A 25,698-nucleotide genomic window follows, 5' to 3' on the forward strand; every position below is an offset into this window, starting at 1 on the left:
CGCCGGGGATCCGGGCGTCGTTCCCGTCGAAGGTCACCTCGCCCATCGCGCCGGTGTAGCCCTCGGCCGCGATCTTGGCCAGACCCTCGCGGATCCCCTCGCGGGAGGAGTCGCCGGAGTCCTTGATGGCCCGGGCGATCCACCAGATGGCGTCGTAGCCGTCAGCGGCGTACGGCGTCGGGTCCTTGTCGAACTTGGCCTGGAACGCCTTGCTGAACGCGTCCGAGGACTCGTCCTCCATGGCGACCGAGAACGGCACCGGGTAGACCAGGCCGTTGGCGTTGTCGCCGGCGGCCTCGATGTTGCCCGCGGCCTGGACCGAGGTGGCCACGACCTGGTTGTCGTAGCCGGCGTCCTTGAGCTGGCCGAGCGCGGTCACCGACTGCGGCGCGATGAGCAGCATGACGAGCGCGTCAGCGTTCTCCTTGGCGACCTGCTGCGCCTGGCCGGAGAAGTCCTGCGTGGTCATCTGGACCGGCAGGGACTGCACGATCTCCATGCCCCGCTCCTCGGCCATTGCCGGCACGTCGTCCTCGCCCAGCACGGCGAAGGTCGGGAAGGTGGCGTTGTAGAGGACCGAGACGGTCTTGACGCCCTCCGCCTCGAGGAAGTCCATCACCGAGGCGTAGTAGGACTCCATCGGCGGGGTGACGCGGAAGCTGTAGTCGTTGGTCACGACGCCCTCGCCACCGGCCTGGGTGAAGATGGTGGGGACCTTCTGCCGGCCCACCAGCGGCGAGACCGTGGCGGCCTGCTGGGTGGAGACCGGGCCGAGGATCGCCGCGACGTCACGGTCGCCCATGGCCTTGCTCATCTCGCTGGAGGCCCGCTCGATCTCGCCGGCGGTGTCGTACTTCTCCAGGTCGATCTTGACGCCGTCGCCCAGGAAGCCCTGCTCGTGGATCTCGTCGATGGCCAGCTCGGCACCCTCGGAGGCACCCAGCCCGGCGTAGGCGACCGCGCCGGTCTGGTCCTGCACCTGGGCGATCTTGATGGTCGAGGCGATACCGCCGTCGCCCGCGGCGCCGCTGCCGCCGTCGTCACTTCCGCACGCGGCGGTGCCGAGCACCGTCGCCATGGCCAGGCCTGCCAGCAGCGCCTTGCGCATTTGCGCTCCTCTACCCATCGTTCCTCCAGCTGTTAGTTAGGTGCAGGTCCAGCCGCGGAGCGGTGGACTTCGTTGTCAGGCGACCGGGTCGCCGGACAGTTCATGGCCGACCAGGTAGGCCAGCGTGAGTCCGCGCCCGAGCGCGATTCCCGAGTTGTAGGCGGTCCCGGTCGTCGTCAGAGCGGCGACCGAGCCGGCGGCGTACAGGCCCTCGATCCGCGTGCCAGCCTCGTCGAGGACCCGCCCGTCGGAGTCGATGCGTACGCCGGAGGTGCCGATGCCGGTGCCGACGAAACGCAGCCGGAGACCGTGGAACGGCGCCTTGGTGATGGCGCCGAGCACCGGGCTGGGGGTGTTCTCCGGGTCACCGGCGAACGTGTTGACGTAGTCGATGCTGCCGCGGCCCCAGTCCGGGTCCTCGCCGGTCTCGGCGAAGCCGCTGAACCGCTCGGCGGTCCGGGCCAGCTGGGCCGCGTCGATGCCGAGCTTCTCGCCCAGCTCCTCCAGGGTGTCGGCCGACTGCACCAGGTCCTCGGGGTAGTCGCCGCCGGGCGGGGTGGCCGCCAGGCCGTACTTCTGGCGGTGCTGGTCGTCCCAGACCAGGAAGAAGGGCAGGTGCTTGTCGGCCGGGTCCAGGGTGCGCCGGACGATGTCGACCCAGTAGGAGTCGTTGCAGTAGCGGTTGCCGGTGCGGTCCACGATCATCGAGTGCGGCATCGCGTACTCCGGGCCGTAGCCGAAGCCGGTGCCGACCTCGGAGCGCCAGCCCGGGAGGATCGGGGTGGCGTTGGCGGGGATGCGGGCGATCTGCCCGCCGACCTGGCGCGCCAGCTTGATGCCGTCGCCACGCAGGGTCTCCGGCGCCACCGAACCCCAGTCCTCCTCGCTCAGGCCGAGGATCTCGGTGACCAGCTCGGGGTCCCAGTCGTAGGTGCTGGTGGCCAGCACCACCGGGCCGCGCAGCTCGACGTCGCCGTCCGGGGTCTCGGCGCGCACACCGACGACCTTGCCGTCGTCGGTGAGCAGCTCGACCACCCGGTGCTCGGTGCGGATCTGGATCGACTCGTGCTGGGTGACCCGGGCCAGGAAGCTGGCGACCACGCCGGTGCCGTAGGTGAGCGGGTCGGCGTCGGCGGCCTTCTCGAACGCAGTTCCGTCGGAGAGGCCGAAGGCCGGGAGCCCGGCGTGGGACCGCTTGGTCGCGCCCTGCTCCTCGCCGGCGTCGTCGACGTAGGTGGCGCGGCGGCCCTTGGTGAGCAGCTCGCGGTAGGTGGTGCCGACCGGGAAGTACGGGCTGTAGCGGAGCTTCTCGCGCCACTCCCCCAGCACCGAGCCGTCGATGACCTCGTTGGTCAGGTAGCGCCCCTGGGGCAGCGCGCCCTGCGCCTCGTTGTGGTAGTCGGCGAGGCCGGGGATGACCGTCCAGCGGATCGCGCCGTGGTCCTCGAAGTAGCGCATCGCGTCGGGCGAGGTGTCGAGCCAGCGCAGCAGCGCCTGCTCGTCGAGCACCTCGGGCGCCAGGTGGGAGGCGACGTCGCGGATGTAGGTCTCGGTGAGCTCCTTGGAGTCGCCCGCTATGCCCTCGCGCTCGGCGACGTGGTTGCCCCCGACCCAGACCTGACCACCCGAGTACGCCGCCGCGCCGCCGACCAGGTCGGCGGCCTCCAGCACGATCGCGGGGCGGCCGTTGAGTGCGCAGGTGAGCGCGGTGGCGAGTCCGGACAGGCCGGCTCCCACGACGATGACGGGCGTCTGGTCGATCATGGCGGACACTCCTCCTCGGCGCGTGGGCCAAGTCACATTAGGCCCTGGGAAGAGTGAATATCATGATCAGGGTTGTGTCAACACGTTCTACCTAATTTATGCTTATGAATCGTCTCTTTACGCTCCAGGGTGCAGCAGCGGGACGACCGTGCTGGGACGCGGCTCGTCGCCCGGGAACCGGACCCGGTCGACCTCGGCCAGGGTGGCGGCGTAGGTGTCGGCGGACGTGGCGTACAGGAACCGCACGGCCCGGCGGGCGAAGACCCACCGGCCCTCGTGCCGGACGAACTCGTCGCGGTAGCGGTAGGCGGCGAGCACCACCCCACGCCGGGTGACCAGCTCGCCGTGCCCGCTCGAGGCGCCGGTCGCGGTGTCCGCCCCGGTCAGCTCCACCACGACCGCGTGCGGGGTGTGGATCATCCGCTGGAAGCCGCGCATCGAGGCCCCGAGGGTCTCGGCGATCTCCGGCCAGCCGGTGGCCAGGTGACCGTCTCGGTCGAAGACCGCCTCGGGGTGGAACATCTGCGCCAGGGCGTCGAGATCGTGGTCGTCGACGGCGAAGGCGTAGCGGGCGACCAGGTCGCGCACCGCCTCCCGGTCCAGGAGGCCGGCCAGCGCGCCCGGGTCGCCCGCCGAGGTCACGCGCTGACCTCGAACCGCGGCTCGGGGAGGCTGCGCACGACCTCGAGCAGCCGGTCCGGGATGGCGGCCTTCCCGAAGGTCTCCGGGTCGCGCGCCGCGAAGGTCATCTGCCCCTTGGTGACCAGCTGGTCCCCCCGGGTGAACTCGAAGCCCACGACGTAGGAGGTGGTGCCGATCCGGTCGGCCACGGCCTGGCAGGTGATCTCGTCGAAGACCTCGACGGTGTCGACGTACCGGCAGCCGGAGCTAATGCCGACGGTGACCACACCCAGGTCCTCGGCCATCTGGCCGCTGCGGATCCCGTTGGCGAACAGCCAGGTCGAGTAGCAGCGCTCCATCCAGCGGTAGTAGATGCCGAAGTAGGCGATGCCGACGGTGTCGGTGTCGCCGTAGGCGAGCTGGAAGCCGGTCCGGCCCTTCTCAGGGTCGTGGGTCAGGGTCACGATGTCTCCTCGTCGATGAGCACCTCGGCGGTGCCGGTCAGTGCGGTGCTGCCGCCGAGCACCTCCAGGCTGATGTCGCAGGTGGCGACCCGGCCCCGATCGGTCTGGGTCACCTCGGTCACCGTGCCGCTGGCGCGGACCCGGTCACCGGCCAGCACGTTGCCCTGGAAGCGCACCCGGAAGGTGAGCAGCCGGTCCCGGCCGCCGGCCCAGCGGGCCAGCATGGTCTGCAGGTAGCCCATGTTGAGGGGCCCCTGGTTGACCGGCCGCTGGTCCATGCCCAGCGCGGCGAGCGCCCGGGTGTCGAAGTGGATCGGGTTGGGGTCGGCGAGCAGGGCCGCCATCACCTTCATCTTCTCGCTGTCGACGTCGAGCTCCAGCGGCGGGATCTCGGTCCCGACCTCCACGCGCGTGCCGCTCATGCCGCATCCCTCCTCGGGAAGACCAGGGAGTTGTAGCAGCGGGCGACCAGGTCGCCCCCGTGGTGCAGGTCGAGCTCGTAGCCGACGATGTCGAAGGCTCCGGCCCGCTTGCCGACCTTGCGCTGCACCGAGACGATCCGACCGGACACGTCGTACGTCGCGCCCAGCTCGAGCGGCCGGTGCAGCGTGGTGCTGTGCTCACCGAACATCGGACCGTCCTCGGCCGAGGCGTCGAACCAGCCGAACAGGTCGTCCCAGGTCAGGCCCATGCCGGCGACGCCGGCCATCCAGGCCAGCACCGGGTGGGGCGTGTCGTCGGTCGGGTCGTCCAGCAGGGTGTCGGCCACCAGCCAGGCCCGCCACGGCTCCAGGGTGTAGGAGCCGCCGGGGAACTCCCGGCCGACGCGGTCGTCGTAGGGGCCGGGGTCAGACCCAGGATCAGACATTGCGCTCCTGGTCCTCCCAGTACGGACGGCGCAGCTCGCGCTTGAGGATCTTGCCGGTGGGTGCCTTGGGCAGCTCGCTGACGAACTCGACCGAGCGCGGCTTCTGGTAGCTGGCCAGGTGCTTCTTGGCCTGCTCGATGATGTCGTTCTCGGTGGCCTCCTGACCCGGCTTGAGCACGACGTAGCCCTTGACGGTCTCGCCCCACTCCTCGTCGGGCACGCCGATGACGGCGCACTCCAGCACGGCCGGGTGGGAGTTGATGGCCTCCTCGACCTGCACCGAGTAGATGTTCTCGCCGCCGGAGATGATCATGTCCTTGGCGCGGTCCACGATGAAGATGTAGCGCTCGGAGTCCCAGCAGGCGATGTCACCGGTCCACATCCACCCGTCGCGGAGCGTCTGCTCGGTGAGGTCGGGGCGACCGAGGTAGCCGGACATGTTGGCCGGGCTCTTGACGATGATCTGGCCGGGCGTGTGACCGTCGCGGGGCACGTCGTTGCCGTCGGGGTCCACGACCCGCACGCTGGTGACGAAGCCCTCGCGGCCGCACGACTTGAGGCGCTCGGGGTGGATCCCGTTGATGGCGTCCTGGTGGTCCTCCTGGGACAGGAAGGTCATCGTGGTGCCCTCGGTCTGCCCGTAGCCCTGGATCAGGGTGCACGGGAAGAGGTCGAGGGCCTGGCGCACGACGCTGGAGGGCATCGGGCCGCCGCCGTACTGGATGTTGCGGAGGCTGGAGAGGTCGTAGCTGGAGAAGTTCTCCTGCGCCATCATCCAGTTGAGCATGGTGGTGACTCCGAGGAACGCCGAGACCTTCTCGTTCTCGATCAGGTCGAGGGCGAGCTTGGGCTCGAAGTTCATCAGCACCAGCGGGCAGCCGTGCTTCATGTAGTTCATCGCCAGCACGATCGGGATGTGGTACATCTGCCCGGTCAGCATGTAGACGTCGCTGGGCACGATCCGCTCGGCCACGGTCTGGTTGAGCATGCCCGCCGCGGCGCTGCCGTGGGTGTGCAGGGCGCCCTTGGAGTCTCCGGTGGTGCCACCGGTGTAGAGCAGGAAGAACGGGTCGCTGTCGACCACCAGGCTGCTGGGGGCCGGCTCCAGGCTGGAGGAGCGCTTGACCAGGTCGTCGAACGACCCGTCCGAGGACTCGCCGAACTCGAGCCAGTGCGGGACGTCGACCTGCGCCTTGATGTCCTCCAGGGCATCGTGGAACTCGGCCTGGCCGATCACCACCTTGGGCGCGGCGTCGCGCACGACACCGGCCAGAGCCGGTCCGGCGAGCCGCCAGTTGAGCGGCTGGGTCACCAGACCGGCACGGCCGGCAGCGAAGTAGAGCGCCTGGAACTCCACGCAGTTGCGCGAGAGCATGGCGACGCGGTCGCCCTTGTTCAGGCCGAGGCCGAGCAGGCCGTTGGCCAGCCGACGCACCATCTCGTCGAGTTCCGACCACGAGACCCGGAGGTCCGCAGCGGCGTCGTAGACGGCCTGGCGGTCCGGGGTGAGAGCCGCCCACTTGGCGGGGATGAGTCCTTGGTTCATGCGGTTGTTCTCCGGAGTCTCGTGAGGGTGGTCGGTGCGGACGAGCGTGTCAGTACGCCGGGTCAGGGCGCCCGGCCGGTACGCCGGTCAGTACGCCTTGTCCAGGTCCAGGTGCAGCGTCTTGAACCGGAGACGGCCGCCGTCCTCGACGATCTCGGAGGAGTAGAGACCGGCGGAGAGCAGCGTGATCGCGCCATTCTCGGTGCCCATCAGGGTGAGGTAGTGCTTGGTCCGGGTGACCCCGCCCTCGGTGCCCTCGACGATGAGGTTGGTGTTGACGTGCCGACGCTGGTCGGTCTGCGAGGAGAGCGAGTCCCCCATCAGCTTCATGATCGCGTCCCGAGGACCGAAGGACAGCTTGTCGCCCCCGGCGATCACCATCGAGAACGTCGCATCCTCGGTGAAGACCGACTCCAGCGTGTCGAGATCAGCGGTGTCGTAGGCCAGCGAGTAGCGGTTGGCCAGTTCTTCGACAGCAGAGCGGTCAGTCATGGGGTCTCCTTGGAAAAGGGATATTGCTGAGAACGATACATATGGTTTGGGTCACGTGACAAACATTCACTGGATCGACGCGCCGCCGTCCACCGGGATCTGCCCGCCGGAGACGTAGTAGGACTCCGGACCGGCCAGCCAGGCAACCGCGTTGGAGACGTGCTCGGACTCGATCCACGCCTTGCCCATCGGATTGAGGCCGGCGAAAGCCGCCTCGGCGTCCTCGGCCTTCGGGTCCTCGAGATCGGGACGGAACAGCTTGAAGGTCCGGGTGTTCTTCACCATGTCGGTGTCGATGGAGTTCGGGTGGATGGTGTTGACCCGAATGCCCAGCGGGCCGAGCTCGTTGGCCAGGACCTTCATCAGGCCGACGATCGCGTGCTTGGTCGTGGTGTACGCCGCCACGTTCGCCAGGCCCTTGAAGCCGGCCAGCGAGGCGATGATGATCACCGAGCCGCCCGCTCCCGCGGCGAGCAGGTGCGGCGCGGCCGCCTTGTAGGTGTGCCAGACGCCGGTGACGTTGACGTCCATCAGCTGGTGCCAGGAGTCCTCGGCCACCTCGTGGGTGGCCTCGCCGAAGGTGAAGATGCCCGCGTTGGCGACCACGATGTCGAGGCTGCCGAGCTGCGAGACGCCGGCGTCCACGGCGGCGGTCAGCGCGTCGATGTCGCGCACGTCGACCTGGGCGGCGTGGATCCGGCCCCCGAGCGCCTCCACCTGGCGCACCGTCTCGGCGAGGTCCTCGGGCGTGGCCAGGTCGTAGAACCCGTCCAGGCTGCTGATGTGCTCGCACAGGTCGACGGCGATGATCGCCGCTCCGTCCCGGGCCAGCCGCAGCGCGTGGCTGCGGCCCTGCCCGCGCGCTGCCCCGGTGATCAGGGCGACCTTGCCGGCCAGGGGCTGCCCCGCCTGGGCTGCCTGGGGGGTGGAGGTCGTCGTGGTGTCGCTCATGCGGTCCTGCCTTCCGAGAGGTTCTGGGACTCGGCGAGTCCCACTTCGTCTGCCTTGATCTGGAGCGCGAGGAACTTGCCGTAGAAGCGGGCCAGGGCGAGGTTGCCGCCCATGAACCACAGGCCGTCGTACCCCGACCGGCGCCAGACGCCCTGGAGCTCGCCCTCCTCGTCCAGGCCCCAGACGGGGCCACACCGGTCGGCGACCTCGTCGCCGAGCAGCCTGCGCGCGGTCTCGAGCATCCCCTTGTAGCCGGTGGCGAAGACGATGACGTCGGCCTCGAGCGAGCTGCCGTCAGCGAGCTCCAGGCCGTCGGGAGTGAACCGCTCCACCCCGACCCCCGAGCGGACGGCGATCTTGCCCTGCGCGATCAGCTCGGAGGCGCCCACGTTGATGTAGTAGCCCCCGCCCCGCTGCAGGAAGAGCTGGAGCGCTCCGGTGCCGTCGATGCCGGACGAGGTGAGGAAGCCGGCCTCGGCCAAGCCCTCCAGCATCGTCTTGTCGTGCTCGGCCATCGCCGCGGTGGTCGCCTGGTGCATCTCCGGCGCGCACTTGAACGGGAAGGACGCACCGAGCAGGTCGGCCACGTCCGTGGGCGGACCGGTCTCGTCGTACATGCCGGTCATGGCGATGGCGGACCCGGCCACGCTGACCACGTAGGTGGGCGAGCGCTGGACCATCGTTACCTCGGCGCCCTTCTCGAACAGCTCCTGGGCGATGTCGTGGCCGCTGTTGCAGCTCCCGACCACCACGGCCCGACGGCCCGCGAAGTCGACACCCCGCGGGAAGTCCTTGGAGTGGCAGGCCAGGCCGGTGAACTCCTCGGCGCCCGGCAGCTCGGGGAGGTTCGGCTCGGTGCCGCTGACCCCGGTGGCCAGCACGACGTGCCGGGGTCGGACCGTGCGCTGGGAGCCGTCGGCCCGCTTCACGGTGACGGTCCACTCGCCGGACTCGTCCTGGCGGGCGCTGTCGACCAGCTCGGTGCCCGTCCAGACATTGAGCTCCATGGTGCTGGCGTAGGACTCCAGCCAGTCGGCCAGCTTGTCCTTCGGGGTGTAGACAGGCCAGCTCGCCGGGAAGGGGAGGTAGGGCAGGTGGTCGTACCAGACCGGGTCGTGCAGCACGAGCGAGTCGTAGCGGTTGCGCCACCCGTCCCCGATCCTCTCGCCGCGGTCGATCACCAGGGTCGACACCCCGAGGCACCCCAGCCGTGCCGCGAGTCCGAGACCGCCGTGTCCGGCGCCGACCACCAGCACGGCCGGTTCGGAGTCGACGAACTCCTGCTGCCGGCGGCGCGCCTCGGTCCAGCTGCGGGCCATCCGGTCCTCGCCCTGGGCACCCCCGAGCGGACGTCGCGTCCCGGTCAGCTCCTCGTGACCGACCAGCTCGTCCATGGCGGTGAGCACGGTCCACGCGCGCCAGGCGCCGTCGCGCTCGACCAGTCGCAGCACGCCGCGTCCGCGGGCGAGCGGGGTCTCGAGCTCGAACATCGCCTGGACCCAGGGCTCCGCCCCCGCCTCGACCAGGGTCGCGGCTCCCGTCAGCGCGATCGAGACCGGTCCCGTGGGGGACTCGGAGATCCGCGCCGCCAGGGCCTGGTGACCGTGCGCGGTGCGCAGGTCCAACGTGAACGCGAGCAGGTCGCGCCACCAGGCGTCGGGGTGGAAGAGGTCGGCGGTCGCTGTCGCGGTCCCGTTGCGCAAGGCCCCCTGGAACTGGTCCAGCCAGGCTCCAGCGAGCCCGTCCAGGTCCGGCGCCACCTGCTGATCAGTCGTCGTCATCCCGAGACTCCAATCCTGATATCGGTGATCATGGTTTCAGGTAGGAGTGTTACAGATCACACCTGGCTGAGCAAGGCGAGCAGGGATCAGACCCCTGCCACCGCTCGTCCACACCGGTAGCCGAAGACCATCGCCGGGCCGAGGGTGCCGCCGGCGCCGCCGTAGACCATCCCGGTGGGGGCGGCCATCGCGTTGCCGACCGCGTAGAGGCCCGGGATCACAGCCCCGTCCACGTCGAGCACCTCGCAGTCCACGGTGGTCTGCGGACCACCCTTGGTGCCGAGCGAGCTGGCGTGCACGGGTGAGGCGTAGAAGGGCCCCTGGTCGATGGGCCCCAGGGTCGCGGCGGTCCCCGGGTAGTGGTTGCGGTCCCCGCACCAGCCGTCGTACGCCGAGTCGCCGCGGCCGTGGTCGTCGTCGTGACCGGCGGCGCAGAGCTCGTTCCAGCGCTCGACGGTCGCGGTGAGCTGCTCGGCCGGGACGCCGATCATCTCAGCCAGCTCCGCGACCGAGTCCGCCCGAGCCATCCACTCCGGCATCTCGCCGCCGGGGGGCACGCCGTACCCGCCGTACTGCTCGACGAAGCCCTGGTCGAAGACCGCCCAGGCCGGCTGGTTCTCGTAGGCGAAGCGGGTCGGGTGGAAGGCGTGGAAGACCGCACCGAGCGCGTTGTAGTTGGCGGCCTCGTTGGTGAAGCGCCGCCCGTCGCCGTTGACCAGGATGGTGCGCGGCAGGGTGCGCTCGCGCTGGACCAGCTGCACCCCGTGGCCGGAGTACTGCTCACCGGAGAACCCGGGGATGGTCACCACCGGGACCCACCAGGCCTCCCGCATGACGCCGAGCGCGGCGCCCACCCGCATCGCCATCCGGAGACCGTCGCCGGTGTTGGTGGGGGCCCCTGGGGAGTTGCTGACGGGTCCGCGCAGGAAGGACCTGACCAGGTCGGGGTCGCGCTCGAAGCCACCGGTGGCCAGCACCACCCCGCGCCGGGCGCCCACCCGCCGGCCGTCGGCGAGCTCCACGCCCGTCACCGCGCCGTCCTCGGTCAGCAGCCGCACCGCGGCGGTGCCGGTGCGCACCTCCACGCCGCGGTCGAGCAGACCCTTGAGCAGGGCGCCGAGCATGCCGCGGCCCAGACCCTCGAGCTGCTCGTCGGCGCGCCGCTTCTCCTCCTCGGGCGTGAGGAAGCCGGTGCCGCCACCGACCGGTGTCTCGCCGACGTACATCGAGCGGCGGAAGCCCAGGAACTTCTCGGCCCACTCGCCGAGCAGGTCGAAGGAGAAGAGCTCGGGCTCGGTGGAGCGGCCGCCGCCGGGCTTCCCGCCCGGGAACTCCGGGTGGTAGTCGGGGTAGCCGGGCACCAGCCGCATCCGCAACGGGGTGCGCTCCTCGACCCACTCCAGCATCTCGTTCACGGTGCCGACGAAGGCATCGGTGAACTCGGGAAGGATCATCCCGTGGGAGAGCGCCGTGAGGTAGGCGCGCCCGTCGTCGACGGAGTCCTCGACGCCGTGCTCGGCCTGGTACTTGTTGCCGGGCAGCCACGCCACCCCGCTGGACAGGGCGGTGGTGCCGCCGAGCACGTCGGCCTTCTCGTAGAGCGCCACGCTGGCGCCGGCGTCGGCGGCGGCGAGGGCCGTCATCATCCCGGCACACCCACTGCCCAGGACGATGACGTCAGGGGCGGCGCCCTGCAGCTGCTCGGTGGGGTTCATGGCGTCCTCCAGGGTCGTGGGCTCGAGGCGAGCCCTGCTCAGGCCGGGTCGGTGTAGTGCGCGCGGAGCCAGCCGAGGTCGCCGCCGTGCAGCACCGAGGGCCAGTCCGCCGGACGGGGGTCGCCGTAGACCAGCGTGCGGTCCTCGCTCTTCATGGTCTCGGCGTAGTCGGTGACCGGGAGGTAGTACATGTAGCCCATCTCCCGTGCCGCGATCCGCCAGCCCTGCTGGGTACGCCGGTAGACGTCGTGGTAGCGCAGCGCCACCCACATCGTCACCCCTTCGCGCACCAGCTCGGCGTGCCCGCTGACCAGGCCGTGGGCCACGTCCGGGTCGCCGTCGTCGAAGCGGGAGATCACCGAGTGCACGAAGTGGTTCGTGGCGCCCAGGGCGTCGTACCGGCCCTGGTAGGTCTTGGCGATCGTCTCCAGGCCGACGGCGTCGAAGACCCCGTCGGCCGACGTGAGGTGGGCATCGGCGGTGAACAGGCTGGGCAGGCCGTCCAGGTCGCGCTCGTCCATCACGAACCCGTAGAGGTTCACCAGGTCGGCGATCTCCAGCTTGTCCTCGATCCGGCGCAGCCGGTCCTCGGTGCTCGGGGGCATCGGTGTCTCCTGTGGTGTCGTAGTCAGTCGGGCCGGGGCCCGAAGGAGGTCATGTCGGGCGGCGCCAGCGCGGAGGGCTCGACGAAGGCCGTGCGGATCACGGTGATGCGCTTGGCCGAGAGCAGCCAGCGCCCGTCCACCCGCACCATGTCGTCGCTGTAGCGGCCCCAGACCTGGCGGGCCTCTCCGGAGCGGTGGGTGGTGATCACCCAGAAGCAGGAGTCGACGCGCACCGGCCCCTCGCCTCCGGTCCCGAGCTCGGTGACCTCGACGTTGGTCGCCATGTGCTGCGCGACGTCCACGTCGGAGGCGGCGAACCGCCGGTACAGGTCGACGAAGGCGTCCCGGCCGCGCTGCTCCTCGCCCTGTCGGGAGAGCAGGACGTCGTCGGTGACCAGGTCCGCCAGGCCCTGGACGTCACGGGCGTCGACGAGGCGCTGGTAGGTGTGCAGCAGCCGCTCGCCCTCGCGCTGCAGCACCAGGGACCGGAGGACGTCGTCAGCCATGCCGGGCCCCTAGTAGCTGCGCGGCAGGCCGAGGACGTGCTCGGCCACGTAGTTGAGGACCATCTCCTGGCTGATCGGCGCGATCTTGTTCAGGCGCGACTCCCGGAAGTACCGCTCCACGTGGTACTCCTTCGCGTAGCCGTAGCCGCCGTGCACGTTGATCGCGACGTCGGCGGCGTTGAACCCCGCCTCGCTGGCCAGGAACTTCGCCTCGTTGGCCTCGCGTCCGCACGGGATGTCGTTGTCCACCATCCAGGCGGCCTTGTCGCAGATGGCCGTGGCGGCGTCGAGCCGGATCCGGGCGTCGGCGAGCTGGCCGGAGATGAGCTGGTTCTGCCCGATCGGCCGACCGAAGACGACGCGCTCATTGGCGTAGTTGACCGCGCGTCGCAGCGCGGCCTCACCCAGCCCCAGGGCGGCATTGGCGGAGATCACGCGCTCGGCGTTCAGCCCACCCAGGATCACCTTGAAGCCCTCGCCGACCTCGCCGATGACGTCCTCGTCGGCGACGAAGAGGTCGTCGATGAAGAGCTCGTTGGTGTCAACGGAGTTGCGGCCCAGCTTGGGGATCTCGCGGATCCGAACGTGCTCGGGGTCGAGCGTGGCGAACATCAGCGTCAGCCCGCGGTGCGCCTTGCCCTCACGGGGCGAGGTGCGCACGAGCAGGAACATCCGCTCGGCCTCCTGGGCCTTGGTGATCCAGACCTTCTTGCCGTTGACCAGCCAGCCGCCGTCGACCTTGCGGGCCGCGGTCGTCAGGTTGAGGGTGTCGGTGCCCGCGTCGGGCTCGGTCACCGCGAAGGAGACGTGCAGGTCCCCGGAGACGGCGCGCGGCAGGAACCGCTGCTTCAGGCTCTCGCTGCCGTGCCGGATCAGCGGCTCGAAGCCGAAGATGCCGATGTGCACCGCGGAGCAGCCGCTCATCCCGGCGCCGGAGGCCGAGATCTCGCGCTCCACGATGGCGGCCTCAGTCACGCCCAGCCCGCCGCCGCCGTACTCCTCGGGGATGCTCAGGCCGAGCCAGCCGGCGTCGGCGACGGCCTTGTAGAAGTCCCAGGGGAACTCGTGGCTCTCGTCGTGCTCCATCCAGTAGTTGTCGTCGAACTTCGAGCACATGGCTCGAACGGCTTCCCGGATGTGCTCGTGCGTCTCGTCCACGGCGTAGTCCATGGGTCCTCCTGGTACTCGGGTGGCCGAGGGCGGTGTCCTGGCTCACAGAATTTCCTTATCACTATTATCACTTTGTAATCAGGTCTGTCACCCCGCGCGCGTGAGGGTCCATCTGGTGAGAGTCCTCGCGCGGGGGTCGGCCCGCCGCGCGGACCAGGAGCATCGCGGCTCCCGTCGCGACGGCCATGAGCACCCAGGCCCATCCCCGGCCCCCCGCTGCGGAGAGGAGCCCAAAGCCCACCGGGCCGATCGCCGATCCCACGCCACTGCCGATCTGGAGCAGGCCGCTGGCCGCGCCCGGCCCCGCCGAGCGACGCACCAGGGTGACCAGCAGCAGGGCGGGCCAGGTCCAGGCGGCGACCAGGCTGAGCAGCACGCCCACGACCACCAGCGCCTGCCAGAGCGTGCCGTCCGGGACCGCGCCCCCGGCGGAGTCCAGACCGAGCGTTCCGACCGCGACCAGCGCGAGGGCCACGACCGCTGCGCCCATCACGCCGAGCACCGGTGCCAGGTCCTCCAGCGGACGGCGGTCCAGCCACCAGCCCGAGGCGACCCGGACCAGCACGGCCACCAGGCTCCCGCCGGAGACGATGCCGGCCGCCTGCACGGGTCGCAGGCCGGCCGAGACCAGGCTGAGCACCGCGAAGCCGGTCAAGGTGGCGACCGCGAAGGTCCCCAGACCCGCGGCGACCACCACCGGCAGCACTCGCAGGGTCGGCGCCGTTCCGACCGTCGCCGCTTCGGCCACGGGAGCGGCATCCACGTCAGGTGTGGCGTCACAGCCACGTGCCGCGCCCGACGGAGAGCCCGCTCCGGCTCCGTCGGGGAGGCGCCGCGCGCCAACCGGCCGGGCCAGCAGCACGCCGACGGCCACCGCGAGCGGCAGCACCAGACCCACCGCCATCGCCGGGCGCCAGCCGTGCAGGTGGGCGAGGGCGGGGAGCACCGCCCCGGCCACCGTCATCAGCAGCGGCGGGGCGGTCTGCTTGAGGCCCAGCACCGACGCCTGCCGGCCGGGCGGCACCTCTGCCATCACCAGGATGTTGCTGGTCGGCGAGGCGAAGGCGTAGCCGAGACCGCTCAGGGCGACCACCGCCAGCAGCGCGGGGAGGGAATTCACCAGCAGCACGCACAGCAGCAGGCTGGCTGCGGTGATCAGGGCACCCCACCAGGCCCCGACGGGCCACCCCGTCCGTCCACCCAGCGCCCCGCGAGCGGGGCGGCGACCGCGGTCACCGCCCAGAAGGCGGAGACCACGAGGCCGAGGCGGGCGTCGTCGAGGCCCAGGTCCGCGGTGAGCTCCACCGACAGCAGCCCCAGCAGCGTCGGCACCGCCATGGCGGTGCCGAGCAGCAGGAAGGCCAGCAGCCCCCCGGGCCGCCCTCGCGGGCGGCGAGGGGCAGACCGGCTCATCAGGACTCGGGGCTCAGTCCTGGATCTCGAGGGCGAGCTCGGGGCAGGAGTCGACGCCGAGCGCGGCCCCGTCCTCAAGCTCCTCGGGGATCTCCCCGTCGAACTTCACGATCACCTGGCCCTCGTCCACGGTCACGTCGTAGACGTCGGGCGCCGACATGCGGCACAGACCGTGGCCCTGGCACTTGTCGAGGTCAGCAACAACTTTCATGGGTGGTTCCTCCAGACTGGTTGCGCCGGCGGCGCCGGATCGCGAGCAGTTGAGCACACGTCCCACGAGGGGACACCTTGACTCCCTGCTGGGTATAACTATTATCATGATCCTGCTCACCCAAGGAACCCCTTGGCCACCAAGGAGGATTGATCTGATGTCCGACCAGCCGCGTTGCCCCGTCACCAACTTCGACCACCACTCGCCGGAACACGCCGCTGACCACGTGGGCGCCTACCGCAAGCTCCGCCAGGAGTCGCCGGTGGCCTGGACGGAGGCACACGGCGGCTACTGGGTGATCGCCAACTACCAGGGCGTCTTCGAGGCCTCGCGCGACGACGACCTGTTCTCCTCCGGTCGCCACGACGAGTACGGCGGCCCCGGCCTCTCGGTGACCATCCCCAAGGCCCCGACCGCCTTCCACATCCCGATCGAGCTGGACCCGCCGCACTTCCGGCCCTACCGCAAGGCGGTCAACAAGGTCACCGCCCCCGCCGCGGTGGAGAACCTCGACGACGTGATCAAGCACTACGTCACGGGCTTCATCGACACCATCATCGAGAAGGGCGAGGCCGACCTGGCGATCGTGGCGGGCGTCCCGGCCGCGGTCACCATCGACTGGCTGGGCCTGGACCCCTCGGAGTACGCCACCTACGTCGACGCGATGCACACCCTGGTCGCCGCCGTGCCCGGCTCGCCGGAGTACGTCCACGCCGCCCAGGTCGCCGTGCCGTGGGTGAGCAAGACGGTCCGCGAGCACATCGCCCACCGCCGCGAGAACCCCAGCGACGACGCCACCACGCACTTCATCAACTCCGAGGTCGACGGCCGCCGGATGGACGACGACGAGGTCTACTCGATCCTGGAGCTGGTGATCTCCGGCGGCGTCGGCACCACCGCCTCCCTGGTCACCCAGTCGCTGGTGTGGCTCTACCAGAACCCCGAGCAGCGCCAGCGCCTGATCGACGACCCGGCGATGGTCGACATCGCGGTGGAGGAGTTCCTCCGGGTCTTCTCCCCCACCCAGGCCCTGGCCCGGACGATCATGGATGACGCGGAGTTCCAGGGCTGCCCGGTGCGCAAGGGCGACCGCGCGCTCCTCTCGTGGGGCTCGGCCAACCGCGACGAGCAGCAGTTCGAGAACCCCGACGAGGTCGACATCACCCGCTGGCCCAACCGGCACGTCGCCTTCGGCCTGGGCATCCACCGCTGCGCCGGCTCCCACATGGGCAAGGCCATGGCACGCGAGATGATCCGCCAGGTGCTCTCCCGGATGGGCGACTACGAGGTGGACATGGACAACGTGGTCGCCTACCCCGACCAGGGCACCAACGCCGGGTTCCACACCATCCCGGTCACCTTCACCCCCGGTGAGCGCCGACTCGGGGACACCCCCCTCTTCGCCGAGCACTACACCAAGACCGGGCGGTGAGCCCGGCCGTGGACTCCGGGGCGGGCCCCGTCCTGGACCTGGCGTCGGGCCGGGTCGTGGTGGTCGGCGGTGGCCTGGCCACCGCGCGCCTGTGCGCCACGCTGCGGCGCAAGAAGTTCGCCGGCACGCTCACGGTGCTCAGCGCCGAGGAGCTGCCGCCGTACGACCGGCCCCCGCTGTCCAAGGAGGTGCTGGCCGGCACGAAGGACGCCACCCCGCTGCCCTTCGACACCGACAAGCTCCAGGTCGACCTGCGCCTGGGCACCCGGGCGACCGGCCTGTCCACCGAGAGCCGCACCGTCACCACCACGACCGGTGACGTGGAGTACGACGCTCTGGTGATCGCCACCGGCGCCGAGGCGCTGCGCCTTCCCGGCGCCGGCCCCCAGCTCACGCTGCGCACCCTCGGGGACGCGCTGGAGCTGCGGGGGCGGCTCGTGCCCGGCGCCCGTGTGGTGCTGGTCGGCGCCAGCTGGATCGGCGCCGAGGTGGCCACCGCCGCCCTGGCGGCCGGCTGCGAGGTGACCTGCGTGGAGTTCGGCTCCCAGCCGCTCAGCGGCGCCCTGGGCCCCGAGGTCGGCGCCCTGACCCGCGGTTGGTGGGCCGGGGTCGAGCTGCTCACCGACACCGCGGTCGCCTCGGTCGAGGCCGACGGGGTCCACCTGGCCGGGGGCCGGGTGCTGCCCGCCGACGTGGTGGTCACCGGCATCGGGGTCCGCCCCGACCTGTCGTGGCTGGAGGGCTCCGGCCTGGCGTGCGACCGGGGCGTGCTGACCGACACGCGCTGCCGCACCGACGTACGCGGCGTGCTCGCCCTGGGCGACGTCGCCCAGCGCTGGTCGCGCCACACCGACACCCACCGGCTGATCGAGCACTGGGACGAGGCCAGCATGGTCGCGGCCACCGCCGTGGCCAGTCTGCTCGACTGGGACGAGGGTCCCGAGCACGACCCCGTCCCCTACTTCTGGTCCGACCAGTTCGGCCGCAAGCTGCAGTACGTCGGCGCCCACGCGCCCACCGACGAGCTCACCGTGCAGCGCCACCCGGACGGGTCCCTGGCCCGTGCGCTGTGGAGCCGCGACGCGGTGCTCACCGCCTGGCTCGGGGTGGACGCGACCAAGGACGTGGTGAAGGCTCGCACCGCCATCGGTGGACCCGTCTCCGCCGTGGACTGAGCGTGGACCCGCTCCTCGCGGCCGTCGAGACTCCCAGGCGCGCCGGCGGTCGCCGCCTGCCGCCCTGGCTCGCGATCGCGCTGGTCATCGCCATCGGCGTCAACATCCGCGGCATCTTCGGCGCGGTGCCGCCCCTGGTCCCCGACATCCGGGCGGACCTCGACGTCAGCGCCACCACGGCCAGCCTGCTCACCGCGCTCACGTTACTGACGATGGGGCTGTGCGCCCCCCTCGGTCACGTGCTGGTCACCAGGATCGGCGCCGACTGGGCGATGATCTCGCTCCTGGCGGTGCTGGCGCTCGCCGAGCTCTCCCGGTTCCTCATCGACACCCCGGCGCCGCTGGTGGCGACCGCGGCCGTGATCGGCGGCGCCCTGGGCGCCCTGTCCACCCTGACGCCGGGATTCATCTCCCACCACCTCCCCCACCTGCGGGGACTCGCCACCGGCATCTACTCCACCGCGATGGCCCTCGGGGTCGCGCTCGCCGCCGGTACGGCGCAGCCGGTGGCGTCCTCGTTCGGCGGCTGGCGGACCGCGCTCGCGGTCTGGGGAGTGGTGGCCCTGCTGCTGGCGGCGGCGCTGGTGCTCACGCACCTGGGCGGCGCGGGCGTCCCGGACGAGGCGGGGGTGCCCACCCGGCTCTCCCTGCCGCTGCGCGAGCGCCGGGCCTGGTTCGTCACCGCCGTCTTCGCGGTGCCGATGTTCCTGGGCTTCTCGGTCATCGCCTGGCTCCCCAGCCTGTTCGTCGAGGCCGGCCTCAGCGCCGGGACCGCGGCCGCCTACCTGGTGGCGTTCCAGTGCGTGCAGCTGTTCTCCATGCTCACCCTGACCCCCTTGACCGACCGCTTCCCCGGACGTCGCGGCGTCTTCGCCACGGTGATGGTCACCTCGACCCTGGGGCTGCTGCTGCTCGTCCTGGAGCCGCACGACTGGGCGATCCCCGGTCTGCTGCTCGCGGGCTTCGGGATCGGCGGCGCCAGCAGCCTGGCCCTGGTGAAGGTGCAGGACGAGGCGCACTCCCCCCAGGACGCCACCCGCCTGAGCGGCATGGCCATGCTCTTCTCCTTCACCAGCGGGGCGATGGGGCCGTTCCTGGTGGGGGCGCTGAAGGACGCCACCGGCAGCTACGTCCCCGGCTTCGCCGTCTGCCTCGGGGTCAGCACGCTCAGCCTGCTGCTGCTGGTCCGGATGGCGCCGGCACGTCCCCGCACGGCGCTCGCGGACCACCCAGATTTTCTGTACTGACAACCGTCCTGGACCGGCGCGCCGGCCAGGACCGAGAGGAGACCTGCCATGCCAGGTATGTGGTTCGAAGAGTTCGAGGCCGGCCAGGAGTTCAAGCACCCCTGGAGCCGCACCGTCACCGAGATGGACAACGTGCTGTTCACCTCCATCACGATGAACCCGGCGCCCATTCACCTCGACGCCGAGTACATGGCCACCCAGCCGCACGGCCAGCGGCTGATGAACAGCCTGTACACCGCGGGCCTGATCGGCGGGATGATCGTCTACGACCTCACCATGGGGACGACCCTGGGCAACCTGGGCTACACCAAGTTCGACTTCCCCAAGCCGGTCTTCCACGGCGACACCCTGCGCGCGGAGAGCACCATCCTGGACAAGCGGGAGTCCAAGAGCCGCACCGACTCGGGGATCGTCTACTTCGAGCACCGCGGCTACAACCAGCGCGACGAGGTCGTGCACGTGGCGCACCGGGCGGGCCTGATGCTCAAGCGTCCGACCGACGCCTGACCCAGCTCCCCCCGGGGACGCAGAAGGGCCGCTCACCGTGACGGTGAGCGGCCCTTGACGCATCCCCGGGGGGAGGGTCCCAGAGATGCGGGTCCGGGTGGGTCAGCCGGCCTGCTTGGCCTCGAGCTCGTCGAAGCTGATGCTCTCCAGGTCCTTCAACGGCGCGACGACCTCGCGGCCGACCTGCTCGAGGTAGGCCTCGGTCTGCTCGGCGTCCATGCCGGGCCAGTGCGGCCGGACCAGCAGCGGACCGACGGGCAGCCGGGAGGCGATGTCGCGGATCTGGTCCTGGACCTGGTCGCCGGTGCCGAGCAGGACGTGGTCCTTGACGTTCTCCAGGAAGTCCTGCTCGACGCGCTCCTGCTCGAGCAGCTGCATGCCCTGGCCGGCGTAGGAGACGTACTTGACCCGGGCGACCTCGGCGAACTTGTGCAGCGCGTCCTCGGGGTCGGCGCCGAGGTGCAGCTCGCGACGCAGCGGGAACTTGGTCAGCGGCAGGTCGTACTTGGCGCGCTCGTCGAGGTAGGCCCCGACGAGGTGCTCGACCTGCTCGATGGTCTGCTGCGGCGTGATCGTCCAGACGTCGCCGTGCCGCGCGGCGCGCCGCACGCCCATCTCCTTCATCGCGCCGAGCCAGATCGGCGGGCGGGGCTTCTGCACCGGGTGGAGGTGGGTGGGCCGGTCCTCGATGTCGAAGAACTTGCCGTGGTGGGTGACGCGGTCCTGGGTCCAGACCTTGGTCATCACCTCGATCAGCTCCTCGAGCAGCGAGTAGCGCTGCTTGTAGGGCTTGCCGAACACCTCGTACTCGTGCGGCAGGTAGCCCGTCCCGATGCCCACCACCAGCTTGCCGCGGGTGATGACGTCGAGGGTGGCCAGGTCCTCGGCGAGCTGCACGGGGTGGTGCAGCGGGCCGACCAGCACGGTGGTGCCGATCTTCACGTGGTCGTCCAGCTCTGCGGCCAGACGCGCCAGCATCGGCACCGGCTGGAACCAGCGGAACCCGTCGTAGAGGTAGTGCTGACCGATGGTGAGGTAGGTGAACCCGGCCTTCTGGGCGGCCTCCACCTTCCGCAGCATCAGGTCGAGGTGCTCTTCGGGCGGGGTTGAGATGGGCTGGTCGCCCATCAGGATTCCGAACTCCACGATCGTCTCTTTCTGGTCGGTCCGCCCTACCGGGGCGGCTCCGCCTGGGTCACTGGGCGACGAGGCCCATCAGCCGAACACTTGCAACCGAGCGCCGTACGGCGACCGGTCAGAGCAGGAGGGTCCCCATGTCCACGGCGAGCGTCTGACCGGTGACGAAGCGCGCCTCGTCGGAGCAGAGCCAGGTGACCGCGTTGGTGATCTCCGCGGGCTCGACGGGACCGCGCTCCATCACGTTCGCCATCCAGCCGCCGGGGGCGTCGCCGGCGAGGTCGGCGGTGAAGAACTCGTTGTCGATCATCTTGGTCGAGACGCCGGCGGGGATGACGGTGTTGACCCGCACCCCGTGCTTGCCGAGCACCATGGCGAAGTTCCTCATCAAGGACAGCACGCCGGTCTTGGCCGCGCCGTAGCCCATCTGGCCCGGGTTCAGCATCTCTTCCTTGTAGGCGACCCCGATGTAGCTGGAGGTCGAGCCGGTGATGCAGATGGCGCCGCCCCGGCCGCGCTCGATCAGGCCCGGCGTCACCGCGTGCAGCAGGTAGTAGACCCCGCTGAGCATGGTCCCGACGGAGTCGTGCCAGGCCGCCATGTCGTGCTTGTTCTTGCCGTAGCTGGCCATGATGCCGGCGTTGGCCAGGACGATGTCGATGGCGCCGAAGCGCTCCTCGGTGGCGGCGACCGCGGCCTTGACGGCCTCCTGGTCGCGCACGTCGCACTGGATCGCGAGGACCTCCGCGCCGAGCTCCTTGAGCTCCCGCTCGGTCGCGGCGAGGTCGTCGGTCGTCGACATCGGGTAGGCGACCGAGTCGATCTGTCCGGCGATGTCGAGGAGCGCGATGTTGGCACCCTCGCTGGCCAGACGCAGCGCGTGCGAGCGCCCCTGGCCCCGCGCGCCGCCGGTGATGATGGCTGTCTTGCCGTCGAAACGTCCCACTGTGCTCTCCACTCTGTCTCAGATCTCGAATTCGCTCAGGTGCCCGGGGGCCTGGTGATGCCGGCCAAGGCGTACTGGATGTGCTTGACCTCAAAGAACTCGGCGTACCCGTCCTCACCGAGCTCGCGGCCGACACCACTGCGACCGGGGCCGCCCCACGGGGCGTCCGGGCGCATGCCGGCACCGCCGTTGATGGTCACCGTGCCCGCGCGGATCCGGCGGGCCACCTCGATCGCCTCGTCGAGCGGGCCGAAGACGTTGCTGGCCAGCCCGTAGCGGGTGTTGTTGGCCAGCTCCACGGCGTGGTCGACGTCGCGGTAGCCGAAGATCATGCCGATCGGTGCGAAGAACTCGGTGTCGGCCAGAGGGTGGTCCGGGTCGACGTCGCGGAGCAGTCCGGGCTGCACGAAGTGGCCCTCGTCCAGACCCTCGGGACGACCACCGCCGGCACCCCAGCTGGCGCCGCTCTCGAGCAGCTCGGCGACCCAGGCCTCGACCTTGTCGCGCTGGGCGGCGGAGATGACGGGTCCCACGACGCTGTCCTCGGCGAGCGGGTCGCCGACCTTGATGGTCTTGATGAACTCGTCGGCCAGGCGGCAGAACTCGTCCACCTTGTCCTCGGGGACCAGCACCCGGCTCCAGGCCGCGCAGCCCTGGCCCGCGTTGCGGGCGAAGCGCAGGATCGAGGCGCCCACGGTGGCGGCCAGGTCGGCGTCGGGGAGGACGATGTTGGGGCTCTTGCCGCCGAGCTCCAGGACGGCCTTGCTGAGCGAGCCGAGCGCGCCCTGAGCCATGACCTGGGCACCGACGCCGTCGGAGCCGGTGAACGAGACCAGGTCGACGTCGCGGTGGCTGGTCAGGTGGATGCCGATCTCGGGTCCGCCGGTGACCAGGTTGACCACGCCTGCGGGCAGGCCGACCTCGTCGAGGATCTCGAAGATCCGCAGCGTGCTCAGCAGGCCCTGCGGGGAGGGCAGCACCACCGAGGTGCAGCCGGCGGCGAGTGCGCCGCCGAGCTTCCACACCAGCAGGTTGAGCGGGTAGTTGTAGGCCGGGAGGCAGGCCACGACGCCGACCGGCTCGTAGTGCAGGAGGCTCGCGGAGGGGACCGGGGTGTTGTAGAGGGGCAGCGCCTGCTCGTAGCCGCCGCGCGGACCCTTGATCGCCATCTTGGCGTACCAGCGCAGCACCTCGATGGGCCCGCCGACCTGCATGGTGCGGCACGCCGCGATCGGGGTGCCCACCTCGGTCGCGATCACCCGGGACATCGACTCCCGCTCGCGCTCGAGGATGTCGGCGAACCGGTTGATCGCGTCGGCGCGCATCTCGGGGGTCCACGTGGGCCACTCGCCCGACCTGAAGGCCCGTCGCGAGCTCGCCACTGCCTCCTCGACCTGGGCGATCGAGCTGGTGACGGTCTCGCCGATGGGCTGGCCGGTGGCCGGGTTCATCGACACGTAGCTGTCACCGGACGCACCGTCTGACCACACGCCGTCGATGTAGGTGCTCGCGCTCCGCTTCTCCGCTGGCATCAAAGGTCTCCTCGGCACTGGTGCGAAAATCTCTGGGGTGATCGTCATCCCACGCACGACCATAGCAATCATATGCATGGAATGGAATGGCGCGACTGGGCGCGATCTGAACCCCACACCTTGACGAACCACCGAGTTTCCGTAAGATTCATTATCAGAGTTAAGTGGTGTCAGCCATCACTCGAACCATCTCGAGCATCGGAGTCTTCATGGAGTCGGTAGCAAAGCCGGTCGAACAGCTGGAGCGCGTGATCATCCGGTTCGCCGGGGACTCGGGCGACGGCATGCAGCTGACCGGTGACCGGTTCACCCAGGAGACGGCGGCCTTCGGCAACGACCTGTCCACCTTCCCCAGCTTCCCCGCGGAGATCCGCGCCCCCCAGGGCACCGTCCACGGCGTCTCGTCGTTCCAGCTGCACTTCGCCAGCCGCGACATCCTCACCCCGGGCGACTTCCCGCACGTCCTGGTCGCGATGAACCCCGCCGCGCTGAAGGCGAACATCGCCGACCTGCGTCCCGGCGCGGTGATCATCGTCGACACCCACGACTTCACCAACCGCAACCTGACCAAGGCCACCTACACGAGCAACCCGCTCGAGGACGGCTCTCTGGACGACTTCCAGGTGCACGCGCTCGACCTCACCGGCATGGCCGTCGCGGCGACCAAGGAGTTCGGCCTCTCCCGCAAGGACGGGGCGCGGTCGAAGAACATGTTCGCGCTGGGACTGCTCTCCTGGATGTACGGCCGGCCCATCCAGGGCACCTTGGACTACATCACCTCCAAGTTCGCCTCGAAGCCTGAGGTCCGCGACGGCAACGTCGCTGCCTTCAAGGCCGGCTTCCACTTCGGCGAGACCACCGAGTCCTTCGCGGTCTCCTATGAGGTCAAGCCCGCCGAGACCTCGGTCGGCCGCTACCGCAACATCACCGGCAACACCGCGCTCTCCTACGGCATCCTGACCGCCGGGCACCTGGCCGACCTGCCGGTCTTCCTGGGCGCCTACCCGATCACCCCGGCCTCGGACATCCTGCACGAGCTGAGCAAGCACAAGCGGCTCGGCGCGACCACCTTCCAGGCCGAGGACGAGATCGCCGGGATCGGCGCCGCCCTGGGCGCCTCGTACGCCGGCCACCTGGGCGTGACGAGCACGTCGGGGCCGGGCGTCGCGCTGAAGGCCGAGGCGATGGGCCTGGCGGTGATGCTCGAGCTGCCGCTGCTGATCGTCGACGTGCAGCGGGGTGGCCCCTCGACCGGGCTGCCCACCAAGACCGAGCAGGCCGACCTGATGCAGGCGATGTTCGGCCGCAACGGCGAGGCGCCGCTGCCGGTGATCGCCGCGCAGTCGCCGTCCGACTGCTTCGACGCCGCCATCGAGGCCGTCCGGATCGCGGTCACCTACCGGACCCCGGTGATGCTGCTCTCCGACGGCTACCTGGCCAACGGCTCCGAGCCGTGGCAGCTCCCCGACGTGGCGAGCCTGCCCAAGATCGACCCCGCCTTCGCCACCGAGCCCAACCACGTCGGCGTGGACAAGGACGGCGCGGAGCAGCCGGAGTTCTGGCCCTACCTGCGCGACGAGGACACGCTGGCCCGCCCGTGGGCGCCGCCGGGCGTCGCCGGTCTCGAGCACCGCATCGGCGGCATCGAGAAGAAGGAGAACACCGGGGAGATCTCGTACGACCCCGGAAACCACGAGCGGATGGTCAAGCTGCGCCAGGCCAAGGTCGACGGCGTCGCCGCGAGCATCCCGGACCTCGTCGTGGACGACCCGTCGGGCCGCGCCCGCCTGCTGGTGATCGGCTGGGGCTCCACCTACGGCCCCATCGGCGCCGGCGCGCGCCGGGTGCGCGACCGCGGCCTCGACGTGGCCCAGGTGCACCTGCGCCACCTCAACCCGATGCCCGCCAACCTCGGCGAGATCCTGTCGCGCTACGACAAGGTCCTGGTGCCGGAGATGAACATGGGCCAGCTCTCGCTCCTGCTGCGCGCCAAGTTCCTCGTCGACGCCCAGTCGGCCACCAACGTCCGCGGCATGCCGTTCGGCGCCGAGGAGATGGAGGGCATCCTGCTGGCCGCCCTCGCCGACCTCGGGGAGACGCCCCCCGCCCCGTCCGACGACCTCGACCTCCAGGAGGCACTGCGATGACCACCGTGGACCTGCCCACCCCCACCCGCGGCGGCACCGACGGCGTCCCCGCCGTCGACGCGGACGTCAAGCAGACCGGCAAGGACTTCACCTCCGACCAGGAGGTCCGCTGGTGCCCCGGCTGCGGCGACTACGCCGTCCTCAAGGCCGTCCAGTCCTTCCTCCCCGACCTCGGCCTACGCCGCGAGAACATCGTCTTCGTCTCCGGCATCGGCTGCTCGAGCAGGTTCCCCTACTACCTCGACACCTACGGCATGCACTCCATCCACGGACGTGCCCCCGCCATCGCCACCGGCATCGCCACCGCCCGCGAAGACCTCTCCGTCTGGGTCGTCACCGGCGACGGCGACGCCCTCTCCA

The 25,698-nt window shown here is 70.4% G+C and carries 26 protein-coding genes; 6 read left to right on the forward strand and 20 right to left on the reverse strand.

Annotated features, from left to right (window positions below):
• The 17 genes from C5H89_RS14585 to C5H89_RS19155 all read right to left on the reverse strand — a co-directional run.
• Positions 1-1,108, reverse strand: a 1,108-nt coding sequence (locus C5H89_RS14585; RefSeq protein WP_205305053.1) for an ABC transporter substrate-binding protein, incomplete at its 3' end; no start/stop codon positions are given.
• A 75-nt stretch (positions 1,109-1,183) separates the two neighbouring features.
• Entirely contained in the window at positions 1,184-2,872 is a 1,689-nt protein-coding gene (locus tag C5H89_RS14590; RefSeq protein WP_104107726.1) for an FAD-dependent oxidoreductase, read from the reverse strand.
• Positions 2,873-2,989: 117 nt separating this feature from the next.
• Positions 2,990-3,514: a nuclear transport factor 2 family protein gene (locus tag C5H89_RS14595; protein WP_104107727.1), complete on the reverse strand. Its 525-nt coding sequence runs from the start codon at positions 3,512-3,514 to the stop codon at positions 2,990-2,992.
• Positions 3,511-3,957, reverse strand: a complete 447-nt coding sequence (locus C5H89_RS14600; RefSeq protein WP_199286791.1) for a hotdog domain-containing protein — start codon at positions 3,955-3,957, stop codon at positions 3,511-3,513. Before C5H89_RS14600 ends, C5H89_RS14595 begins: the two co-directional genes overlap by 4 nt.
• On the reverse strand, positions 3,954-4,379 hold the full coding sequence (locus tag C5H89_RS14605; protein WP_104107728.1) for a MaoC family dehydratase: 426 nt from the start codon (positions 4,377-4,379) through the stop codon (positions 3,954-3,956). Before C5H89_RS14605 ends, C5H89_RS14600 begins: the two co-directional genes overlap by 4 nt.
• Complete coding sequence (locus C5H89_RS14610; protein ID WP_104107729.1) at positions 4,376-4,825, reverse strand: hypothetical protein; 450 nt, start codon at positions 4,823-4,825, stop codon at positions 4,376-4,378. The genes C5H89_RS14605 and C5H89_RS14610 overlap by 4 nt, the downstream gene beginning before the upstream one ends.
• Positions 4,818-6,371, reverse strand: coding sequence for an AMP-binding protein (locus C5H89_RS14615; protein ID WP_104107730.1), 1,554 nt, complete (start codon positions 6,369-6,371; stop codon positions 4,818-4,820). The genes C5H89_RS14610 and C5H89_RS14615 overlap by 8 nt, the downstream gene beginning before the upstream one ends.
• An 87-nt stretch (positions 6,372-6,458) precedes the next feature.
• Positions 6,459-6,863 (reverse strand): nuclear transport factor 2 family protein, encoded by a 405-nt coding sequence (locus C5H89_RS14620; RefSeq protein ID WP_101523530.1) that lies wholly within the window; start codon positions 6,861-6,863, stop codon positions 6,459-6,461.
• Between the two features lie 66 nt (positions 6,864-6,929).
• Complete coding sequence (locus C5H89_RS14625; RefSeq protein ID WP_104107731.1) at positions 6,930-7,814, reverse strand: mycofactocin-coupled SDR family oxidoreductase; 885 nt, start codon at positions 7,812-7,814, stop codon at positions 6,930-6,932.
• Entirely contained in the window at positions 7,811-9,595 is a 1,785-nt protein-coding gene (locus C5H89_RS14630; RefSeq protein ID WP_104107732.1) for an NAD(P)/FAD-dependent oxidoreductase, read from the reverse strand. The genes C5H89_RS14625 and C5H89_RS14630 overlap by 4 nt, the downstream gene beginning before the upstream one ends.
• A gap of 86 nt (positions 9,596-9,681) precedes the next feature.
• A complete protein-coding gene (locus C5H89_RS14635; RefSeq protein WP_104107733.1) occupies positions 9,682-11,310 on the reverse strand; it encodes an FAD-dependent oxidoreductase in 1,629 nt (542 codons plus the stop codon).
• Between the two features lie 38 nt (positions 11,311-11,348).
• Positions 11,349-11,915, reverse strand: coding sequence for a nuclear transport factor 2 family protein (locus C5H89_RS14640; protein WP_104107734.1), 567 nt, complete (start codon positions 11,913-11,915; stop codon positions 11,349-11,351).
• A gap of 23 nt (positions 11,916-11,938) precedes the next feature.
• Positions 11,939-12,421 carry a nuclear transport factor 2 family protein gene (locus C5H89_RS14645; protein ID WP_104107735.1) on the reverse strand — a complete coding sequence of 161 codons (483 nt, stop codon included), beginning with the start codon at positions 12,419-12,421 and terminating at the stop codon, positions 11,939-11,941.
• Positions 12,422-12,430: 9 nt separating this feature from the next.
• Positions 12,431-13,591 (reverse strand): acyl-CoA dehydrogenase family protein, encoded by a 1,161-nt coding sequence (locus C5H89_RS14650; protein ID WP_104107736.1) that lies wholly within the window; start codon positions 13,589-13,591, stop codon positions 12,431-12,433.
• A 67-nt stretch (positions 13,592-13,658) separates the two neighbouring features.
• Positions 13,659-14,711, reverse strand: coding sequence for an MFS transporter (locus C5H89_RS14655; RefSeq protein WP_240181885.1), 1,053 nt, complete (start codon positions 14,709-14,711; stop codon positions 13,659-13,661).
• A 35-nt stretch (positions 14,712-14,746) separates the two neighbouring features.
• Positions 14,747-15,004, reverse strand: a complete 258-nt coding sequence (locus C5H89_RS14660; protein WP_104107738.1) for a hypothetical protein — start codon at positions 15,002-15,004, stop codon at positions 14,747-14,749.
• 13 nt (positions 15,005-15,017) lie between these two features.
• A complete protein-coding gene (locus C5H89_RS19155) occupies positions 15,018-15,215 on the reverse strand; it encodes a ferredoxin (protein WP_199286788.1) in 198 nt (65 codons plus the stop codon).
• A gap of 157 nt (positions 15,216-15,372) precedes the next feature.
• Between C5H89_RS19155 and C5H89_RS14670 the strand changes: the two genes are divergently transcribed.
• The 4 genes from C5H89_RS14670 to C5H89_RS14685 are packed head-to-tail and all read left to right on the forward strand — an operon-like array spanning position 15,373 to position 19,576.
• Positions 15,373-16,647, forward strand: a complete 1,275-nt coding sequence (locus C5H89_RS14670) for a cytochrome P450 (protein ID WP_104107740.1) — start codon at positions 15,373-15,375, stop codon at positions 16,645-16,647.
• On the forward strand, positions 16,644-17,822 hold the full coding sequence (locus tag C5H89_RS14675) for an FAD-dependent oxidoreductase (protein ID WP_205305054.1): 1,179 nt from the start codon (positions 16,644-16,646) through the stop codon (positions 17,820-17,822). Before C5H89_RS14670 ends, C5H89_RS14675 begins: the two co-directional genes overlap by 4 nt.
• Before the next feature lie 2 nt (positions 17,823-17,824).
• Positions 17,825-19,069, forward strand: a complete 1,245-nt coding sequence (locus tag C5H89_RS14680; RefSeq protein WP_162799393.1) for an MFS transporter — start codon at positions 17,825-17,827, stop codon at positions 19,067-19,069.
• Between the two features lie 48 nt (positions 19,070-19,117).
• Complete coding sequence (locus tag C5H89_RS14685; protein WP_104107742.1) at positions 19,118-19,576, forward strand: MaoC family dehydratase; 459 nt, start codon at positions 19,118-19,120, stop codon at positions 19,574-19,576.
• Between the two features lie 102 nt (positions 19,577-19,678).
• Here the strand turns inward: C5H89_RS14685 and C5H89_RS14690 are convergent, their stop codons facing one another.
• The 3 genes from C5H89_RS14690 to C5H89_RS14700 form a co-directional block, all read right to left on the reverse strand.
• The gene (locus tag C5H89_RS14690; RefSeq protein WP_104107743.1) at positions 19,679-20,722 is read right to left on the reverse strand and encodes an LLM class flavin-dependent oxidoreductase; all 1,044 of its coding nucleotides are present in this window, start codon (positions 20,720-20,722) and stop codon (positions 19,679-19,681) included.
• Positions 20,723-20,831: 109 nt separating this feature from the next.
• Positions 20,832-21,659 (reverse strand): mycofactocin-coupled SDR family oxidoreductase, encoded by an 828-nt coding sequence (locus C5H89_RS14695; protein WP_104107744.1) that lies wholly within the window; start codon positions 21,657-21,659, stop codon positions 20,832-20,834.
• 35 nt (positions 21,660-21,694) lie between these two features.
• Positions 21,695-23,191 carry an aldehyde dehydrogenase family protein gene (locus C5H89_RS14700; RefSeq protein WP_162799394.1) on the reverse strand — a complete coding sequence of 499 codons (1,497 nt, stop codon included), beginning with the start codon at positions 23,189-23,191 and terminating at the stop codon, positions 21,695-21,697.
• Positions 23,192-23,400: 209 nt separating this feature from the next.
• Here C5H89_RS14700 and C5H89_RS14705 point away from each other — a divergent pair, with 209 nt between their 5' ends.
• Both C5H89_RS14705 and C5H89_RS14710 read left to right on the forward strand, forming a co-directional pair.
• The gene (locus C5H89_RS14705) at positions 23,401-25,338 is read left to right on the forward strand and encodes a 2-oxoacid:acceptor oxidoreductase subunit alpha (protein ID WP_104107746.1); all 1,938 of its coding nucleotides are present in this window, start codon (positions 23,401-23,403) and stop codon (positions 25,336-25,338) included.
• On the forward strand, positions 25,335-25,698 hold a 364-nt coding region (locus C5H89_RS14710; protein ID WP_240181886.1), incomplete at its 3' end, for a thiamine pyrophosphate-dependent enzyme. The genes C5H89_RS14705 and C5H89_RS14710, both read left to right, overlap by 4 nt.

It is taken from the genome of Nocardioides sp. 616, from assembly GCF_002930065.1.
GTDB classification, from domain to species: Bacteria; Actinomycetota; Actinomycetes; order Propionibacteriales; family Nocardioidaceae; genus Nocardioides; species Nocardioides houyundeii.